This is a genomic window from Salinisphaera sp. LB1, from assembly GCF_003177035.1.
GTDB lineage: Bacteria > Pseudomonadota > Gammaproteobacteria > Nevskiales > Salinisphaeraceae > Salinisphaera.
In genome coordinates this window covers 4,070,655-4,087,067 of record NZ_CP029488.1, presented here as the reverse complement: position 1 = coordinate 4,087,067, position 16,413 = coordinate 4,070,655, and the positions used below count along the sequence as shown (strand labels likewise).

12 protein-coding genes, 1 tRNA gene, 5 pseudogenes and 1 other annotated feature are annotated in these 16,413 nt (G+C 61.0%); of the genes and pseudogenes, 9 read left to right on the top strand and 9 right to left on the bottom strand.

Going from position 1 to position 16,413, the window contains the following annotated elements; translation table 11 throughout:
* Positions 1–23 precede the first annotated feature (23 nt).
* Positions 24–236: a DUF2945 domain-containing protein gene (locus SALB1_RS18350; RefSeq protein ID WP_109995160.1), complete on the top strand. Its 213-nt coding sequence runs from the start codon at positions 24–26 to the stop codon at positions 234–236.
* Positions 237–239: 3 nt separating this feature from the next.
* A complete protein-coding gene (locus SALB1_RS18345) occupies positions 240–788 on the top strand; it encodes a DUF488 family protein (protein ID WP_109995159.1) in 549 nt (182 codons plus the stop codon).
* A 7-nt stretch (positions 789–795) separates the two neighbouring features.
* On the opposite strand, the gene SALB1_RS18340 is transcribed toward SALB1_RS18345, so the two are convergent.
* Positions 796–987, bottom strand: coding sequence for a hypothetical protein (locus SALB1_RS18340; protein ID WP_199678865.1), 192 nt, complete (start codon positions 985–987; stop codon positions 796–798).
* Between the two features lie 192 nt (positions 988–1,179).
* Here SALB1_RS18340 and fdxA point away from each other — a divergent pair, with 192 nt between their 5' ends.
* The 3 genes from fdxA to aceE all read left to right on the top strand — a co-directional run bounded on the left by fdxA (position 1,180) and on the right by aceE (position 4,879).
* The gene (fdxA, locus tag SALB1_RS18335) at positions 1,180–1,539 is read left to right on the top strand and encodes a ferredoxin FdxA (RefSeq protein ID WP_109995158.1); all 360 of its coding nucleotides are present in this window, start codon (positions 1,180–1,182) and stop codon (positions 1,537–1,539) included.
* Between the two features lie 122 nt (positions 1,540–1,661).
* Complete coding sequence (locus tag SALB1_RS18330; protein WP_109995157.1) at positions 1,662–2,123, top strand: pyridoxamine 5'-phosphate oxidase family protein; 462 nt, start codon at positions 1,662–1,664, stop codon at positions 2,121–2,123.
* Positions 2,124–2,188: 65 nt separating this feature from the next.
* Positions 2,189–4,879: a pyruvate dehydrogenase (acetyl-transferring), homodimeric type gene (aceE, locus tag SALB1_RS18325; RefSeq protein WP_109995156.1), complete on the top strand. Its 2,691-nt coding sequence runs from the start codon at positions 2,189–2,191 to the stop codon at positions 4,877–4,879.
* A gap of 9 nt (positions 4,880–4,888) precedes the next feature.
* Here the strand turns inward: aceE and SALB1_RS18320 are convergent.
* From SALB1_RS18320 to SALB1_RS18295, 5 genes and pseudogenes are all read right to left on the bottom strand, one after another.
* Positions 4,889–5,824, bottom strand: a pseudogene (locus tag SALB1_RS18320) (IS1595 family transposase).
* Between the two features lie 647 nt (positions 5,825–6,471).
* The gene (locus tag SALB1_RS18315) at positions 6,472–6,870 is read right to left on the bottom strand and encodes a non-heme iron oxygenase ferredoxin subunit (protein WP_255414455.1); all 399 of its coding nucleotides are present in this window, start codon (positions 6,868–6,870) and stop codon (positions 6,472–6,474) included.
* 855 nt (positions 6,871–7,725) lie between these two features.
* On the bottom strand, positions 7,726–8,649 hold the full coding sequence (locus SALB1_RS18310) for an integrase domain-containing protein (protein ID WP_145961383.1): 924 nt from the start codon (positions 8,647–8,649) through the stop codon (positions 7,726–7,728).
* Positions 8,650–10,280: 1,631 nt separating this feature from the next.
* Positions 10,281–11,503, bottom strand: a protein-coding gene (locus tag SALB1_RS18305) for an IS3 family transposase (RefSeq protein ID WP_109995153.1) whose coding sequence is annotated in 2 segments (ribosomal slippage) — positions 10,281–11,218 and positions 11,218–11,503 — 1,224 coding nt in all. Because the reading frame shifts where the segments join, the coding sequence is not laid out codon by codon here.
* Positions 11,109–11,225: a sequence feature (AL1L pseudoknot), on the bottom strand. Its footprint overlaps the gene before it by 117 nt.
* A gap of 790 nt (positions 11,504–12,293) precedes the next feature.
* Positions 12,294–12,518, bottom strand: a pseudogene (locus SALB1_RS18295) (IS21 family transposase); the annotation flags it as partial.
* Between the two features lie 50 nt (positions 12,519–12,568).
* Here SALB1_RS18295 and SALB1_RS18290 point away from each other — a divergent pair.
* From SALB1_RS18290 to SALB1_RS19665, 3 genes and pseudogenes are all read left to right on the top strand, one after another.
* Positions 12,569–12,790, top strand: a complete 222-nt coding sequence (locus SALB1_RS18290; RefSeq protein WP_109995151.1) for a hypothetical protein — start codon at positions 12,569–12,571, stop codon at positions 12,788–12,790.
* A 69-nt stretch (positions 12,791–12,859) separates the two neighbouring features.
* Positions 12,860–13,063: pseudogene (locus SALB1_RS18285) on the top strand (tyrosine-type recombinase/integrase); the annotation flags it as partial.
* Positions 13,032–13,302 (top strand): annotated as a pseudogene (locus SALB1_RS19665) (transposase zinc-binding domain-containing protein); the annotation flags it as partial. The pseudogenes SALB1_RS18285 and SALB1_RS19665, both read left to right, overlap by 32 nt.
* A gap of 25 nt (positions 13,303–13,327) precedes the next feature.
* On the opposite strand, the pseudogene SALB1_RS19660 reads toward SALB1_RS19665, so the two are convergent.
* A pseudogene (locus SALB1_RS19660) lies at positions 13,328–13,753 on the bottom strand (transposase); the annotation flags it as partial.
* Positions 13,754–13,844: 91 nt separating this feature from the next.
* On the bottom strand, positions 13,845–14,075 hold the full coding sequence (locus SALB1_RS20030) for a helix-turn-helix domain-containing protein (protein ID WP_109995148.1): 231 nt from the start codon (positions 14,073–14,075) through the stop codon (positions 13,845–13,847).
* Positions 14,076–14,795: 720 nt separating this feature from the next.
* Between SALB1_RS20030 and SALB1_RS18270 the strand changes: the two genes are divergently transcribed.
* Entirely contained in the window at positions 14,796–15,833 is a 1,038-nt protein-coding gene (locus SALB1_RS18270) for an IS630 family transposase (RefSeq protein ID WP_109995147.1), read from the top strand.
* Between the two features lie 473 nt (positions 15,834–16,306).
* On the opposite strand, the gene SALB1_RS18265 is transcribed toward SALB1_RS18270, so the two are convergent.
* Positions 16,307–16,381 (bottom strand) — tRNA-Val (locus SALB1_RS18265).
* Positions 16,382–16,413 lie beyond the last annotated feature (32 nt).

The following is a 16,413-nucleotide window of genomic DNA, read 5'->3' as shown; positions in this document are numbered from 1 at the left end:
GTTACTGTTTGGAGAAAAATGCGATGGAGCACAAGTTCAAGGTTGGTGACCACGTTAGCTGGGACTCCGAGGCCGGTCGGGTCAGCGGCACTATCATCAAGACGCATACACAGGATTTCGACTACAAGGGGCATACGCGCCGGGCGTCACCGGACGCGCCGCAGTACGAAATCAAAAGCGACAAGACCGACCATATCGCGGCCCACAAGGAAAGCGCGTTGACCCGAATCGATTGAGCGATGCTGGCGTCGACAAACCCTTTTTACACCGTCGGCCACTCGCGGCGCACGGTGGATGAATTGGTTGCGCTGCTGCGGGCGGGTGGCGTCGAGCAGATCGTGGACGTGCGCGCCATGCCGCGTTCGCGGGTCAATCCGCAGTTCAATCGCGATACATTAGCCGACACACTCGCCCCATTGGGCATCGCGTATACGCATAGTCCGGCCCTGGCCGGTCTGCGCAGCCGCTCGCGAACGGTCAATGATGAGGTCAACGGTTATTGGCAGAATCACAGTTTCCAGAACTACGCAGACTACGCTCTGTCGGAATCGTTTCGTCAGGGGCTGGCCAGCCTGATCGAAAACGGCCGCCAACGACCCTGCGTGATCATGTGTGCGGAAGCGGTGTGGTGGCGTTGTCACCGGCGCATCATCGCCGACCATCTGATCCATTACGGCGAAACGGTCTATCACCTGATGGGCGAGGGACGTATCGAGCCGGCGCAAATGACGGTCGCGGCACGGCGCCGCGCTGATGGCGCATTGATCTATCCGGCGCAGGAGGCATGACGCGCCGTCACTCGGCCGCCGGTTTCGGTTCGTCCAGCAGACAGCCGAGCGCCAATCCGCGGATCGAGCTGATCGCGACCTCTAGCGCGCCTTCGCCGCACAATCCAGACACCGCGGCGTCCTCGTAGCCGGCCAGCGCCGCCGCGATACAGGCGTCGCGTACCCGTTCGGCCAGGGGTTGGCGTTCATCTTCACTCACGGTTGACTCCTTCTCGTACCGCGTTTGAAGCACGGCTCTATGTCTGCGGCGCGGTGAGCTGTCGTCAGGATACGATCTCGACCGGACTCGACTGGTACTCCGAATGACTAATTTACTTATTTGATGTGCATCAAGGCGGATCGTGCGCAGTGGCGATAGTCTAATCAGAGCCACCCGCACGGAGTCGTTATCGTGACCCACGTCGTGACCGACAACTGTATCAAGTGCAAATACACCGATTGCGTGGAAGTGTGTCCGGTCGATTGTTTCCATGAAGGACCGAACTTTCTGGTCATCGATCCCCAGGAATGTATTGACTGCACGCTCTGCGTCGAGGAGTGTCCGGCACACGCTATTTTCGATGAAGACGATATGCCCGCGGATCAGCGGCATTTTCTGGCCATCAACGCGGAACTGGCACCGCGCTGGCCGGTTATCGACCGCGTGATCGACCCCCCGCCGGATGCCGACGACTGGAATGGTATACCGGACAAATTGGAATATCTGGATCGCAGCGAGCACGAAGACGAGGATACCGCCGCGGAATCCTAGTCCGGTCTCGGGTAGTGCCGGGCAGCCCGGAGCGGTGTCGAGCCTTCAAACGAAGTGCGAGAAAGCAGCGCCAGAACGGGCTTGTCGCCTCGGGCCGTCGGTGCTGGAAAGGGAGGCATCAGATGAGCCAAACGCATTCACAAGACCGCCTGGACAATCTCGATGTATCGACCTGTCGCCAGCTGCTCGGATCGCACGGCATCGGGCGGCTCGCGTTCAATGCCGGGCCGAGTCCCGAGATACTGCCGGTCAACTATGCATTGCATGAAGACAGCATTGTCTTTCGGACCGGCGCCGGGGCGAAACAGAACGCGGCAGTCCAAGGGCAGGCCGCGACGTTTGAAGTCGACGGTATCCATGCGGACCGCCACTCGGCGTGGAGCGTCATGGTGCACGGCCGGTTGGCGGTGGTCGACGTCGACTCATTGGAGGGTTCGCCCGAGCCGCTGCCCGGCGGCGAGCGTTCCACTCTGGTGCGATTGCAAATCGACAGGATGAGCGGCCGCCGGATTCCGCCTGACCAAGACTGGGTAATGCCGGGTCGCGTGTGGTACGGACCGGACGCCAGTGACTTGATGGGTTAGGGGTGTCATCACGCCGTATCGCATGGTGACGCCTTCACGCGGTTTATTGATCTAAGGAGTGTGGTATGTCGAGCAAGGTCGTTCCATTCAATCGCCAGCGCCACGTAGAAGATGTCGACGATCAGGAAACCGCGGAATGGCGCGACGCCCTGGATGCAGTCATCGAACGCGAGGGCCCAGAGCGGGCTCATTTCCTGCTCGAAATGCTCATCGAGCGGTCACGGCGTTGCGGCGCTGAGATCCCGTATTCGCCCACTACCGCCTACGTTAATACGATACCGGTGCATCGGGAAGCGCGTTCACCGGGCGATCCCGCCATCGAATGGCGGATTCGTTCCCTCATGCGGTGGAACGCCATGGCGATGGTCGTCCAGGCCAACCGCCATCACGAGGGCGTGGGCGGGCATATTGCCAGCTACGCCTCGGCGGCGACGCTGTATGAAGTCGGCTTCAATCACTTCTTTCATGCGCCGTCCGAAGACCACGGCGGGGATCTGGTCTATTTCCAGGGTCATTCGGCACCGGGCTTCTATGCCCGCAGCTTTCTGGAAGGCCGGCTAACCGAAGAACAGCTCTACAACTTCCGCGCCGAATCCACGGGCCATGGGCTGTCGAGTTATCCCCATCCCTGGCTGATGCGAGATTACTGGCAATTCTCGACCGTATCCATGGGTATAGGTCCGATCACCGCCATCTATCAAGCACGCTTTATGCGCTACCTGCATAACCGCAGCATCGACGACACCAGCGGCCGCCACGTCTGGTGCTTCTGCGGCGACGGCGAGATGGACGAGCCGGAGTCCATGGGCGCGATTGGTGTCGCCGCCCGCGAGGGGTTGGACAATTTGATCTTCGTGGTCAACTGCAATCTGCAGCGCCTGGATGGGCCGGTGCGCGGCGATGGCAAGATCATCAATGAGCTCGAGGGGACTTTCCGCGGCGCCGGCTGGAACGTAATCAAGGTGATCTGGGGCGCGCTCTGGGACAGCCTGCTCGCCCAGGACCCCAACGGCACGTTGGTCCAGTTGATGAACGAGACTGTCGACGGCGAATACCAAGCGTTCAAGGCCAATGGCGGCGCCTACACGCGCCAGCATTTCTTTGCTAAATATCCGGAACTCGAGAAAAAAGTGGCGTCGATGTCCGATGAAGATATCGCGCGTTTGAACCGCGGCGGGCACGATCCGCACAAGGTCTATGCCGCCTATCACCGTGCGGTGAACATGGATAACGGCAAACCCACCGTGATTCTGGCCAAGACGATCAAAGGCTATGGCATGGGCGAGGCCGGCGAGGGTCAGAACATCACCCATCAACAGAAGAAGATGGCCGAGGACGCGCTCAAGGCGTTCCGCGACCGCTTTGAGATTCCGGTCAACGACGACGAGATCGCCGAGGCGCCGCTCTACAAACCGGCTGACGACTCCGAGGAAATTCAGTACCTGCAAGCCCGCCGACAAGAGCTCGGCGGCTACCTGCCGCAGCGTCGCCAAGATTGGGAGCAGCTCGAAATCCCGGCGCTCGCGACCTTCAGCAAGCTGCTGCAAGGCTCGGGTGATCGTGAAATGTCCACCACGATGGCGTTCGTGCGCATCTTGCAGATCCTCACCCGCGACAAGCATCTGAAGGATCGGCTGGTGCCGATCATTCCGGATGAGGCGCGCACCTTCGGCATGGAAGGCATGTTCCGATCGATGGGCATCTACGCGCCGTTTGGCCAACATTTCTCACCCGAGGACGCCGACCAGCTTGCCTATTACAAGGAAGCCCAAGACGGTCAGATCCTGGAAGAAGGCATCACCGAAGCCGGGGCCATCTCGTCCTTCATCGCCGCCGGCACCTCGTATTACAACCATGGCAAGACGATGATTCCGTTCTTTGCCTACTATTCGATGTTTGGTTTTCAACGGGTCGGCGATCTCTGTTGGGCAGCAGCCGATATGTGTACCCGGGGTTTTCTGCTCGCCGGCACGGCCGGTCGGACTACTCTCAACGGCGAGGGACTACAGCACGGGGATGGCCACTCCCACGTACTTTTTGACTGCGTGCCCAATTGCCGTGCTTATGACCCGGCCTTCGCCTACGAGATGGCGGTGATCATCCACCACGGCCTCGTGGAGATGTTCGCAGAGCAGCAGGACGTCTACTACTACCTGACGATGATGAACGAGAACTACGCGCAGCCGGCTATGCCGGAAGGCGTGGAAGACGACATTATCGCCGGCTTATATCAGTTCTCGGAAGGCGACACGCGCTACATGCGCCAGGTTAATCTGTTGGGCTCGGGCACGATCCTGCGCGAGTCCATCGCCGCGGCTGAAATGCTTGAGAGCGAATACAACATCGGTGCCACCGTTTGGAGCGTACCGAGCTTCGCCCAGCTCAAGCGCGACGGTATGAGCGTTGAGCGCTGGAACATGCTGCATCCGGAATCCGATCCCCGGCAGAGTTTCGTGGCCCGGAAATTCGCCGACGCCAGAGGCCCGGCGGTGGCCGCGACCGACTATGTTCGCGGGCTGCCGGAAATGATTCGGCCGTTCATGCCGGTGGCCTATCACACGCTCGGCACCGACGGCTTCGGGCGTTCGGATACGCGTGAGGCGTTGCGCGACTTCTTCGAGGTCGACCGGCGCTGGATTACCGTGGCCGCGCTCAAGGCTTTGGCCGACGAGGGCGAGATCGAGCGCAAGACCGTCGGGGAAGCGATCCGCAAATACGGGATTGACCAGAACAAGCCGGAGCCGATTAGCCATTAATCTTCCTGATTACGTATGAGGCGCAGCCATTTTGAACAGCTGATAGGGCATCTGTGCGGTGCGCATTGCAACATAAGCGAAGCGGTCTATCCTGGCCAGCAGATTGAATCGTCGGTTGAAACGGTACTCGAACTCAGCGAGATAACATGGGGCGTGCCGGCTGTGGATCGCGTGCAGACTACCGGTTATGGCATTTTTCACGTTGCCCAGCACGGTATTGACCCAATTGAACGCTGGATTCTCAACGCTGGCGCGGCCACCACCGCTGATAATGCGCTCATACGTATAAAACGGCTGATCAAATACCCGGAAACACGCCAAGCCGCCGCTCTGACGATGTGACTGGCCGGGGCAACCGCTTGGTGCGCATAGCGTTGGACGGCGGCTTGCGTGAACCCGCTGACCCGGCGCAGCTGCGTTTTCAGTGGGCGGCCGTCGCCACTCGTTGCAACGGCGGCGACAAACGTCATCTTGCCAGCGGCCCCGCGACCCCGTTTGCCCGGACGCTCACTGCCGAGATAGGCGTCATCGGTTTCGATCTGACCGAACAAGCTCTCACCCTCGCTGCGCTCCAGCATCACCTGCAGGATCTTGTGCTCGATTTTCCAGGCGGTGTTATAGCTCAAGCCCAGTTCACGCGAGAGCTGTAGTGCGGACAGACTTCTCTTGCGCTGGGTAAGCAGATAAATCGCCAGAAACCATGTCCGCAAGGGCAGTTTCGTGGCGTGAAAGACCGTACCGGCGGTCAACGACGTCTGATGATGACAGCGATGGCATTGATAGACACCACGGCTCAGCATGCAGCCTGTCCGTATTGCTGCATTCCGCGCGCACCCCTGCGGCCGACGCTTATCGAACAAGGCATTGCGACACTGGGCTTCGGTCCCGGCCGGAGCGCTCCAGGAACTCTGGCAGCGACAGGCCGGTTTGAAACTGGACTCGGATTCTATGCTATAGCTACTCAGGCTAAGTTATTCAATAGATTGTATTTTATTACGCGTCGCCGAACCATGGCTGCGGCACAGACGTAATCAGGTTAATCTTTGTTGGTGAGAAGGCTCCGCTTGGATCTTCCGGATCAATGGGTTAAAGCGCTACCCGGAGGCAGGCCGCGCGCCGAAGCGAGGAAATGCTATAGGGCAGGGCGGACAATCAAGCTGCCGTATGGCGGCGATGTTGATTTGGTCCAAATTATCGAGGTGCAGGCCTGCCCGCCGCCTACCAGGCAGAACAAGGCCAACTACCCAAAATGCCAGAGTTTGACAAGGCGACCCTGGAAGTACCCTCCGCTGCAGTCCGCACGATTAGCAAGATGAAAGTCTCCAAAGGCCACACTGGCTCGGCACGCGACGTACTCGCCTTGCGCGAGATCGTGGACCGCAAGAAGAAGTCCGACGGTGAAAAGAAAAATGGTCCGGCAAGAAAGCGGACGAGGCTGGGCGCACGATCGTCGTTTGATCGACGCAGTTTAAATGGCCCGATAATAGGATTCCTCACCCAAGTACTCAGCTATCTGCGCAACTTGGCTGTTATCGGGCTACGAATAAGTGACCGCTACGATTTGGGACCCCGGCGGCCTGTCTTGGATCTCGTTACTCACGATCGTCTCGTATCTGGATCACGCCCTGCTGTACCCGTACCGGAAAGGCATGGATGTCTTCGTAAGCCGGCGGTGCCATCACCTTGCCGGTCCGGATATCGAAACGGGCGCCGTGACGTGGGCAGACCGCGCAACCACTCTCCACCCAGCCGCCGGCTAAGTCGCCGCCGTCGTGGGTGCAACGATCCTCGATCGCAAAATATTCGCCGTCGAGGTTATAGATCGCGATGTCCTCATCATCCAGATCGAAGACCGTGCACTCGTTGTTCGGAATATCGCCCACCCGCGCTGCATCTATCCAGCCGTTATCCATGTCTTTCCTGTAATCGGTGCTTGATTTATTCGTGTATTGCACCATTCTATGTATCGGTTCGGCCTTGATCCGGATCAAATCAATGGCGCGTCTTCAGAAATAATAATTGGTTCTTAGCAGGATTACTGCTGACGGAGACGTCCTTAAAAGCGACCACTCGGTTGTAAGCGGTAATTCGGCGGTGTTGTATCGGGTGAGTCGGCGATTGCCGACAATACTTCGGACACTCAATCGCACCGGAGGTTGCCATGACCGAGACGAGGCACGGACAGCACCGTTACCTGACGGCGGCTCGGCGGCCGGCGCTATTACAACGCTTTGAGGCCAGCGGGATCAGTGTGACCCCATTTTGCCGTCGCGAGTCGATCAGTAGTCGTATACAACAGCGTTAAGCTGGCTGCCATCAGCCGCAGTGAATCCGCTGCCGGCAAACTATTTGGTCGCGGGGGCGCGGGGATCGCCCGAGAGGAGCACGGCCGATTCCCCTCGCGCACGTTGGCCGGGATCTTCCAGCTGAGAAATCGGCGTGCAAATCAGCCTAACGGCGGCGGTATCGTGGCAGGTTGGGCGGGCGCCCGCCCGGATGCCGGCCCGGATCGGGAACTTGACCCTTGGGGGTTTGCCACGGGCCCCCGAGACGGGGTTTCCAATCCTCAAACCGGCCGAGAGTGGCCATAATGAGTCGGGCCGTACACCAGTAGCGATAGCGGGTTGCCGGCGCGCGATCCGCTAGACCGTGCTTCAGAACCCATTGGACATGCTTGAGTCGCCACTGTGCGGGTTCCTCCACTTCCCAGCGCGCGGCGATCAGAGTGACCAGTTCCTCACCGCGCCGGATATGCGCCGTGATGGGAAGACGCTGCCCTTTTTTGCCTCGCCGGGAGCCTCTTTTTCCCTTGTATCCGGTCCGTATCAGGCGCTCCACCGGACTCATCAGGCCCTCCCCACATAGCTGAGCGTCACGTCGGTCCGACCATGGCCAAGCTCGGAGGCGATCACCCAACGCGCTGCGCGGTCGGCCGCTTTGCCGGCCCGCCGCTCGCCGATAACCGCCGGTGCGGGGTGGCCGACGAGTTGGGCGTAGCGCGCGCACGCATAGGCTGCCCGGGCGTCATGGTAACCGCGAATTCCGACTGCGTGCAGGGCGTGCCGCCCGCGCCGCAACTCTTGGTTGCACCACTGCCTGTAGGTTTCATCCGGGTGCAACAAATTATATGATCCCGCGGGCCGCGCCGCCAAAGCTGCAGCCAGGGCCGCGTGGCCGTGTTCGGTGAGCGGCACCCATCGGGGTGCCGTCCTGCCGCCTTTTGCGCCCTCCTGGATGTTGACCGCGCCCCACAGATCCGCCTCCCGGGCGAGCCGATCCAGATCGGCTAAGCTCGCCTCGCGTGAGCGCATGCCGCTGCCACGGCAGAGGCTGTAGAGCACGGCGGCCCTAGGTTCGGCGACGAGTGCCGCGCGTGCGGCTCGGTCGGCGTCCGCCGCCAGGCTCGCCGGCGCTTCGCGCCGGACCGTATCGCGGGGTCCGGCGATCGCGCTAGGGCTGAGCGTCGGCCAGTGTCCGCGCGTGGCATGGTTGAGCACCACGTTGGCCGCCGAAACATCGTTGCCGACGGTGCTCTGCGCCAATCCATCCTGAAGTCGCTCATCGGCGTAGGCATGTACACACGCGGGCGTTATGTTGCGCATATCGTTGATGCCGCACTCGGCGCGTAGCCAGCGTGCAAACTGTCCCCAGCGTCCGCTCAGGGTGGTCTGGGTCAAAAAATGGCCGCCACCGAGATATTCTCGAAGGACCTGCCGGCCGGCGTAGTCGATTCTGCGACCATATCCAAAATTACGTCGTCCTTTTTTCATGTTGTTGACTCCGAAGTGATAAAAAATTGCAAAAAATGGCCGCCATTTTCCAGGCGGCCGAGGATTAGCGAGATTAAGTAGAATTTTTGGGCTGGCGCGGCCTAACGGCCACGCGCCGTGTTAACGTTGATTTATGCTGATCACAGTTCGGGGGCCACGCGTTGCGACGGGCAGTGGTCGCGCGCATAGGCATGTTGCGCGCGGATTGCCGCCCCCTGTGTGATCGCCCACTACCCGCCACTTCGTGGTTGGTGAAACAACAGAAATTCCAGCCTTCTGCAAGCCATGAGTGGGGTATTGGAGTGGGCCTTCTGGGCCCGCGGGTTTAGTGGTCGTGATGCCGCTGCGCTCGTTGCTGGCGGGAGCCAGCGGGCGGGTGTCGCAGGGTCGCGCCTGGCGGGCGCGGCATGGCGGCGACTCAGCCTGTTGCCGAGCCGGGTCTGAACAAATTATCTCGATCCGCGTCCGGGTGCCGCCCGGAGGGCCGCGGAGGCGGCCGGTAACGAGTTTTGATGCGAGTTTTGATGCAGAGTGCTATCGTGCGTGGCGAATAACCCCTGATAAACAGAGGATTATTCGCACGGGCTGCCGCCCGTTTCTTTGCTTCGTAGCACAAAGATGAACGACGGTACCCCGGCGGAGCAGGGGTCGATTTGGCCCCGTTTGGGGGGGGCGCATGCATAGGCTATGAGTTTTAGTCGCCGCCTAGGCGACTTGTGTCTCGGTGTTTTGCCGCGGATGTGCGGCGAGGGTTTGGATCGGCATCGCGACCGCGATGCGGGGGAGGGTATCGCCGGGGATTGGTGCTAGACGCAACTCACCTGGGGATTGTGACCCGCAATTCAGCAGGTCCGCGCCGTTGGCGCGCCGAGGTCAGCCCCGGAGCTTGTTTTCGCTCTGGCGAGCGCTGGCTTTTCGCCCATTTAGGCGAGTGGTTTCTGCGTACGCGAACCCGGAGGCTCCGCCGCCGTGCCGACATTTTCGCTGTCGGGAGCGTAAACTGGAAAGATTATACGATACGATCACCGCCAGCGCAAGGCAGAGCCTTATCCAATGACACATGAGCCTGAGCGAAGCGCGACATTCCGGGATGAGATGGGCCTGAAGGCGGCCTGGAGTTTGGGATCATCGGAGGATGTTGTTGAAACTCCATGCCCAGCGACTCCAGACATTCGAGCGTTCGTGGCCGGCAGTCAAGCAGCCGGCTCGAGGGCTTGCCTTGTCGACCGCTAGTCGACCGAGAACCGGAGCCCGGCTGGGCCCGGGTCGCTCTGTCGACCTCCAGTCGACCCGTAGTCGACCGAGAACCGGAGCCAGATAGGCCCCCTGTTACTCTGTCGACCGCGTGTCGACCTCTAGTCGACCGGGCGGTTTATGAGGGCAGTGTGCCCGAGGCGGGCGTCTTCTATAACGATGACACAGTGGTGATGTTGGCCAAAGGCACCCGCGCGCGCCACCTACGGCTTGACAGACCAGAAGGTCCCCTTAACGTGATCCAAGGCGGCGGGCGCTGAGCCGTTTGTCCTGAAGATCGACGACAAGGTCTGTGTCTACAGTCCGGAGAAACCGATGGGACCCAGACTTTGCCGGGCTGAACCGCCCCGGGTTTACCGGAGACTCGTGGGTTTGAGTCATGCCACTTTGGCAGACTCGGCGATTGGGTCATAGAAGTTGGCTTCAGCCTCGGCCGGCGGCATATCACCGATCGGCTCGAACAGCCGCTGATGATTGAACCCGTCGACCCAGTCCAGCACCGCGAACTCGACGGCGGCAAGGTGAGGCCACGGCCCGTCGTGCTGACGGATGACTTCCGTCTTGAACAGGCCGATCACGGTCTCGGCCAGCGCGTTATCGTATGAACTGCCGACGCGGCCGGCCGACGGGGTGATACCGACATCCGCCAAGCGTTCGCTATAGCGAATTGACAAGTATTGCACCCCGCGGTCGGTATGCTGAATCAGGCGCTGGCCGGGTTGCCGGTCATGGATGGCCTGCTCGAGCGCGTCGAGCACGAGGCCCGTGTTGGGGGCGCTCGAAACGCGCCAGCCGACAATGCGACGCGCGAACGCATCGATAACAAACGCTGCATAAACAAAGCCGTGCCGGGTCGGGCAATAGGTGAAATCGGCGACCCAAAGCCGATCGGGTCGGGCAGCTGCGAAGTCACGCTGGACGTGATCGGCCGGGCTCGGCTGGTTGGGGTCGGAAGTGGTCGTTTTCGGCGTGCGCCCGCGCACAGCGCCTTGCAAGCCCATCTGACGCATCAGACGCTCGACCGTGCACCGAGCCACCGACCAACCCTCACGCTGCAACTGCAGCCAGACTTTGCGGGCGCCATAGACGCAACGATTGGCCTCCCAGACCTGCTGGATGGCGTCGCTCAAGACCCTCTCACGTCGGTCCCGCTTCGAACGGCGAGCCGAGTCGGTTTGCCGGGCCTTGGCGGCATAGTAGGTCGACGGTGCGATCGGCAGCACACGGCAGATCGGCCCGACACCGTAGACCCCGCGATAATCGTCGATGAACGTCACCATCACTTGTGTCGGCGGTCGAGCTCCGCCTGGGCAAAATAGGCCGAAGCCTTGCGCAGGATCTCATTGGCCCGTTTCAACTCACGGTTCTCACGCTCAAGCGCCTTGATGCGCTCGCGCTCTTCCGTGCTCTGGCCATCGCGCATCCCGCGGTCTCGTTCGGCCTGGCGAACCCAACTGCGCAGCGTCTCGGGCGTACAGCCGATCTTGCCGGCGATCGAACCGATCGCCGCCCACTGCGAGCTGTAGTCCGCCTGATGCTCAAAGACCATGCGAACCGCTCGTTCACAGACTTCCGGGGAATAAGGTTTCCGCTGTTTCATACTCCAATTCTCTCAAGAGTCGGAGTCTCCAGTATTCCCGGGGCGGTTCAATTGTCAGACCATAGTAGGCCATTGCCGAGAGGTGGGTGATATAACAGAACCGATCCACAAGACAGGCAATCTCCTCCGCGGAGCGGTCGCTATTGGCCACTACCCGATCGGCACGACGGCCGTAGTCCGGGGACCACTTCTGAGCAGGCCGGCGGCTCGCAGCGCCTCACGCCGCCACTTGAGGTCTGCGGGGTCGGACAACGCCCGGCGCAGATAGAGCTTGCAGGCACCGGTCGCGGTAGCCGCGCCGCATCTCGGCAATGGCGGTGCCTGTGCCTGAGACCCGGCGGCGGGCCGGCTCGGCATACGGGTTGAGATCAATACGTTGGCCGTAAAGCAGTAGCGAAGTGCGGTTGTTGCGTAGCGCGCCCTCGATCGCTTTGGTCCTCGGGCTGTCGCCGTGCTCCTCTTTAACTAAGGTGTCCATGGCTTCGATCAGCCGACTCATCGCATTCAGGCTGGTGCCGGCTGTCTGGCGCTTCACGGCGCCGGCATCGATAAGGATCCAGTCGAGTGAGTAGAATCCCGCGTCCAGAACCGCTACGCGTCCGTTAAGGATGATGTCGGGGTGAGCCGCTGAAGCCAGCGCTTCCTCAAATGCACCGAGCGGCTGGGCGGTCACGATTACGCGGCCAACTTCAACCTCGCGACGCCCGTCTGATGCGATGGACGCCCCGCAGTAACTTCTTGAGCGCGCTGCGGCGATCCTTTGCCTGGTAGTGAGAGACGAGCAATCCGGGAGCCAGTCCGGCAAGCTCTGGCTCCAGGTGGCCTCGGCATAGGTATAGTTCGAGGCCCCAAGCACGGCCACAAAAATCTGGGCGCTCCGCAGTTCCCCGGTGCGGTGATCGACCACCGAGGCCGTCTGGCCGGCGTAATCCACGAACAGCTTCTCGCCGGCGCGATGGGTCTGGCGCATGACGGTGTCGAGGCGGCCGGCCCAGGCCCGGTAGAGATCACAGAAGCGACGGCCAGGGGATCGATGGCGTATCGGCTCAAACCATCACCGACGCCGTGCCAGCGAATATCTATGACGGCCTGACCCAGGCGGAACTGGATGAAGCGTTGTTGCTGTGCGCCCGCCAGCAGATAGAGACCGAGCCGAACTACACCTACGTGGCGGCTCGGTTGCTGATGGCACGGATTCGCAGTGAAGTGACTGCGGTGGTGGGTGGCCAAGTTGGCCACCCACACGAAGCAATGGTCGCGGCATACCCGGCGCGTTTCCGGGCGTAGGTCTCGGCTAACTGGACCCTGGCACTCGGAAACTACGATCTGGATGCACTCGTATGCCGGCTACATAGCCGGGACGCCTTCGCGACGCACTTGCTGGAACACGGGGCCGACCTGCGCACCATCCAGTTCCTGTTGGGGCACCGGAGCCTCGCTACCACCGCGCGCCACCTGCGCGTGGTGACCTCCCGCGTGTGTGCGACCCCGAGCCCGCTGGATCTGGAGGTACAGCCGCTCCCACCGCCTGAACCCATCCCGGCGTCCCGGCCCGTCTGATCGGCTCTGCGGTGGCGCGCCTGGGCTGGAGGTGGCGGATATCTTCCGCCGCTACGGTGTGGCCTTTCGGGCCGCGCACGAGCGCGTACTGTCCTGCCTGCAACGGCGTGTGATGCAGGCGATCGCCGCGTCCCGCACCGCGCGCGGTGCTCGGCGGCCATATCGACGCCTGCGATGGCTGCGGACATCAACGCATCGCGTATAACAGCTGCCGCAATCGTCACGGCACCAACTGTCAATAACTCGCTCACGCCCAGTGGTCAGGATCTTTTTGGGCGAGCCGCGACCGCACTTGCCGGGCCGTTCTCCGCCGATGTACGCATCGTCGATCTCGACCCGGCCGCACAACTGGCGGCGTGACTCCCGACCCATCATGGTTTGCAGGATCTTATGTTTGATCTGCCACGCGGCGCTGTAGCCGACCCCCAGATGGCGCATCAATTCCAGCGCCGAGACATTGTTCTTGGCCTGGGTGGGCCGATGCATGGCCCGGAACCCGGCCGTCGGCTTGGGGCAGTGAAGGCCGTACCCGCCGTTGCCGTGGTCTGGTGCCGGCACCGCCAGACACTGCCACTGTGTGCGGTCGGCGCGTTCGAGCGTCTTGCTCAAATGACCGCGACAACTCGGACAGATGAAACCCTGCGGCCGGCGCGATCTGATCAACGCGGCTTCGCACTGCGCCTCGGTGCCTTAGCGATGAGGCAACACGCTTGGCCAGATAATTGTCGTCGTATATGCATCCACGTAAGTCAGGCAGCGCGTGTGCGGTCGTACGGTCCATCTATCCCGTCTCCCGGCCTTCCGGATCTGTGCTGGTCACAACAAGTTGGTCGGCTAGCCACAAGTCCAGGTCGGTCCGCCTGTACCGGATTGCACCACCGAGTTTCACGTACGGTGGCCCGGGTTTTTCGCCATGCCTCGGGCCATAGCAGCGTCGCTGCCGGAGCCAGGATTCGGAGATACCTAGGTACAAGGCCGCGGAGCGCGTAGTTAAAGTTTTCGAATCAGTCATTTAGGTCCTGCCTGTCTAAATCAGTGATGCTCAGTAGCGGCGGCTGGGATGGCCAACCTCCGTTGCGTGTACCATGCTCGCAAGAGCCGAGGGGTAACCGGACCGATTCAAAAACACATGCAGGTTTTTTTTGAGCAAAGGGACTGATGCAGGCTGCGCGACCGTGCCGGCCAGATTTCGCACGGCTCAATTGGTTGCAATGGGGCCAAGTTGGACCCTCTTGCTTTCTTCACGTCTCAGCGCACGGAGAGCGTTACCCCGGCGATTTAGGTTTAGGTAGCTGCTTTACGGGCCAAGCGCTACCCGCCGGACATTAAGTCCGTCGACCGGCGCTGGCGTAAGACTGAGGCGTGGCGACTGTTGCGTGTCGCGTGCAAAAGACAAGGCTGAGCCGGGGGTCATGCTGTCGAGCGCTGGATCCTGCCCAGTTCCGGCACTAAATCTTCTTGCTGGCGCCGGCCACGCGGCTATCCATGACTCGAACGCCTCGAGCAAGGCGCAATATTCGTCGACTGCATTGAGCAGGCGCGCGAGTGCAACGACGACCAGCGCGACGCTTGATCAAGTCCGCATACACCAGAATCTGCATATAGCTCGCCAACACCTTCGCGCATGTGCAATATCAAGCGTGCCTGCGTCTCTTTATCGGCTATCACGTCGAACTTGACAGCCATACTAATCCGTTCATAAGTAGAACCTCATATGATAGGTTCTGTGATCATGAGTACGAATCGCAGCAATGACGGCCGTCATCTGGACGCGCAGTCGAAAGAGGCGATTCGGTTGCGGGCCGTGGATCAAATCGCGCAAGGCGAAAGTCCGGAGGCGATGGCCGAGGCGTTGGGAGTGAATCGCCGGACCGTGTATCGGTGGCTGGAACGCGCCCATCACGGGGGGCGAGAGGCACTCTACAATCGCGCGAAATCGGGTCGGCCGACCAAGTTCACTGCAGCCGACCTACAGTGGCTGTCCGGCGCCTTGCGGGACAGTGGCCCGCGTCAGTATCGCTTTGCGTTTGCTTTGTGGACTCGCGACATCGTGCGGGAATTGCTGCGTCGCGAGCGTGGGGTGCGGGTTTCGGCCGTGACGATGGGTCGCGTACTCCGCCGCTTGGGTTTTACGCCGCAGCGCCCGCTACGCCGGGCCTGGCAGCAATCCCCCGAGGCGGTCGCCGAATGGAAGCAGAGGGTCTATCCGGAGATTCGACGGCGCGCCCAACGCGAGCGTGCGCGGATTTATTTTGCCGATGAATCCGGGGTGCGCTCGGATTATCACGCCGGCACGACCTGGGCGCCGACAGGAGAAACGCCGATTGTTGAAGCCACCGGAGCGCGCTTTTCGATCAACCTCGTGTCGGCGATCAGTCCCGGCGGGTCGTTGCGCTTCCAGCTCGTCGAGGGCACGGTCACGGCCGAGGTCTTTGCCGGATTCATCCAGCGGCTGGCCGCCGATACGGCGGCGGACGAAAAAGTCTTTCTCATCGTCGATGGCCATCCCACACATCGCGCCAAGCGCGTCCGACGGACGCTGGAGGCCCTCGACGGCCGCGTCGAGTTGTTCTTCCTGCCGGGCTATTCGCCCGAGCTCAATCCGGATGAGCAGGTGTGGGGGTATGTGAAGAGTCGGCTGGGTCGCGGTGCTATCGCGAGCAAGGACGAACTCAAGATGCAGGCGCGATCGCTCCTGCATTCCCTGCAAAAACTGCCCGACAAGGTCGCTGCGTTTTTCCGTCACCCCGAATGCCAATACGCAAGGTGACGTGGCTTTACTTTTGAATGGGTTAGTAACTGCTCAGTGACCGATGCTTTGGTCAGCTGAGAGGTTGATCTGCGTTATAACCAGACCACAGTGGGAGTCTTCCATCGCGACCAGCGGATTGCCAGTCATCGACAGGCCTCAGGCCGGGGCCGACACGCGGCGATCGTGGCCCATCTGCTTGAGGCTCATTGGTGCTTGCACAAAGATGATCTGTCTAGCGACCGCTGGCTGCAAGCCCAGTATCCTAGACTGAGCGCGGAGTCTCTTTCGATTGGTACATCTTCGGCCAGTCCTGACGCGAGTCCGGTGGACCTCGCTGAGGCCAATACAACGGCCGAGACTACGCTCATCGGTTGATAAGCGCGATCCGAGACGGGATTCGTTAGTCCGAACGCTCGTTAATAGGGCGTTATTAAGACTCACATCGCTGAATCTGCGGATTGCGCAAAGCGTCTATAACTAACTGAAATTAATGGTGGGCGGTACTAGATTCGAACTAGTGACCCCTGCCGTGTGAAGACAGTGCTCTACCGCTGAGCTAACCGCCCGAAGAATGCGAAGTTTATCCGCGCATTTTGCG

What these genes read in the sequence shown, in the direction of transcription:
- SALB1_RS18350 (WP_109995160.1), top strand. Translation starts at nt 24, where the DNA reads ATGGAGCACAAGTTCAAGGTTGGTGACCACGTTAGCTGGGACTCCGAG.
- SALB1_RS18345 (WP_109995159.1), top strand. Translation starts at nt 240, where the DNA reads ATGCTGGCGTCGACAAACCCTTTTTACACCGTCGGCCACTCGCGGCGC.
- SALB1_RS18330 (WP_109995157.1), top strand. Translation starts at nt 1,662, where the DNA reads ATGAGCCAAACGCATTCACAAGACCGCCTGGACAATCTCGATGTATCG.
- aceE (WP_109995156.1), top strand. Translation starts at nt 2,189, where the DNA reads ATGTCGAGCAAGGTCGTTCCATTCAATCGCCAGCGCCACGTAGAAGAT.
- SALB1_RS18310 (WP_145961383.1), bottom strand. Translation starts at nt 8,649, where the DNA reads ATGAAAAAAGGACGACGTAATTTTGGATATGGTCGCAGAATCGACTAC.
- SALB1_RS20030 (WP_109995148.1), bottom strand. Translation starts at nt 14,075, where the DNA reads ATGACTGATTCGAAAACTTTAACTACGCGCTCCGCGGCCTTGTACCTA.
- SALB1_RS18270 (WP_109995147.1), top strand. Translation starts at nt 14,796, where the DNA reads ATGAGTACGAATCGCAGCAATGACGGCCGTCATCTGGACGCGCAGTCG.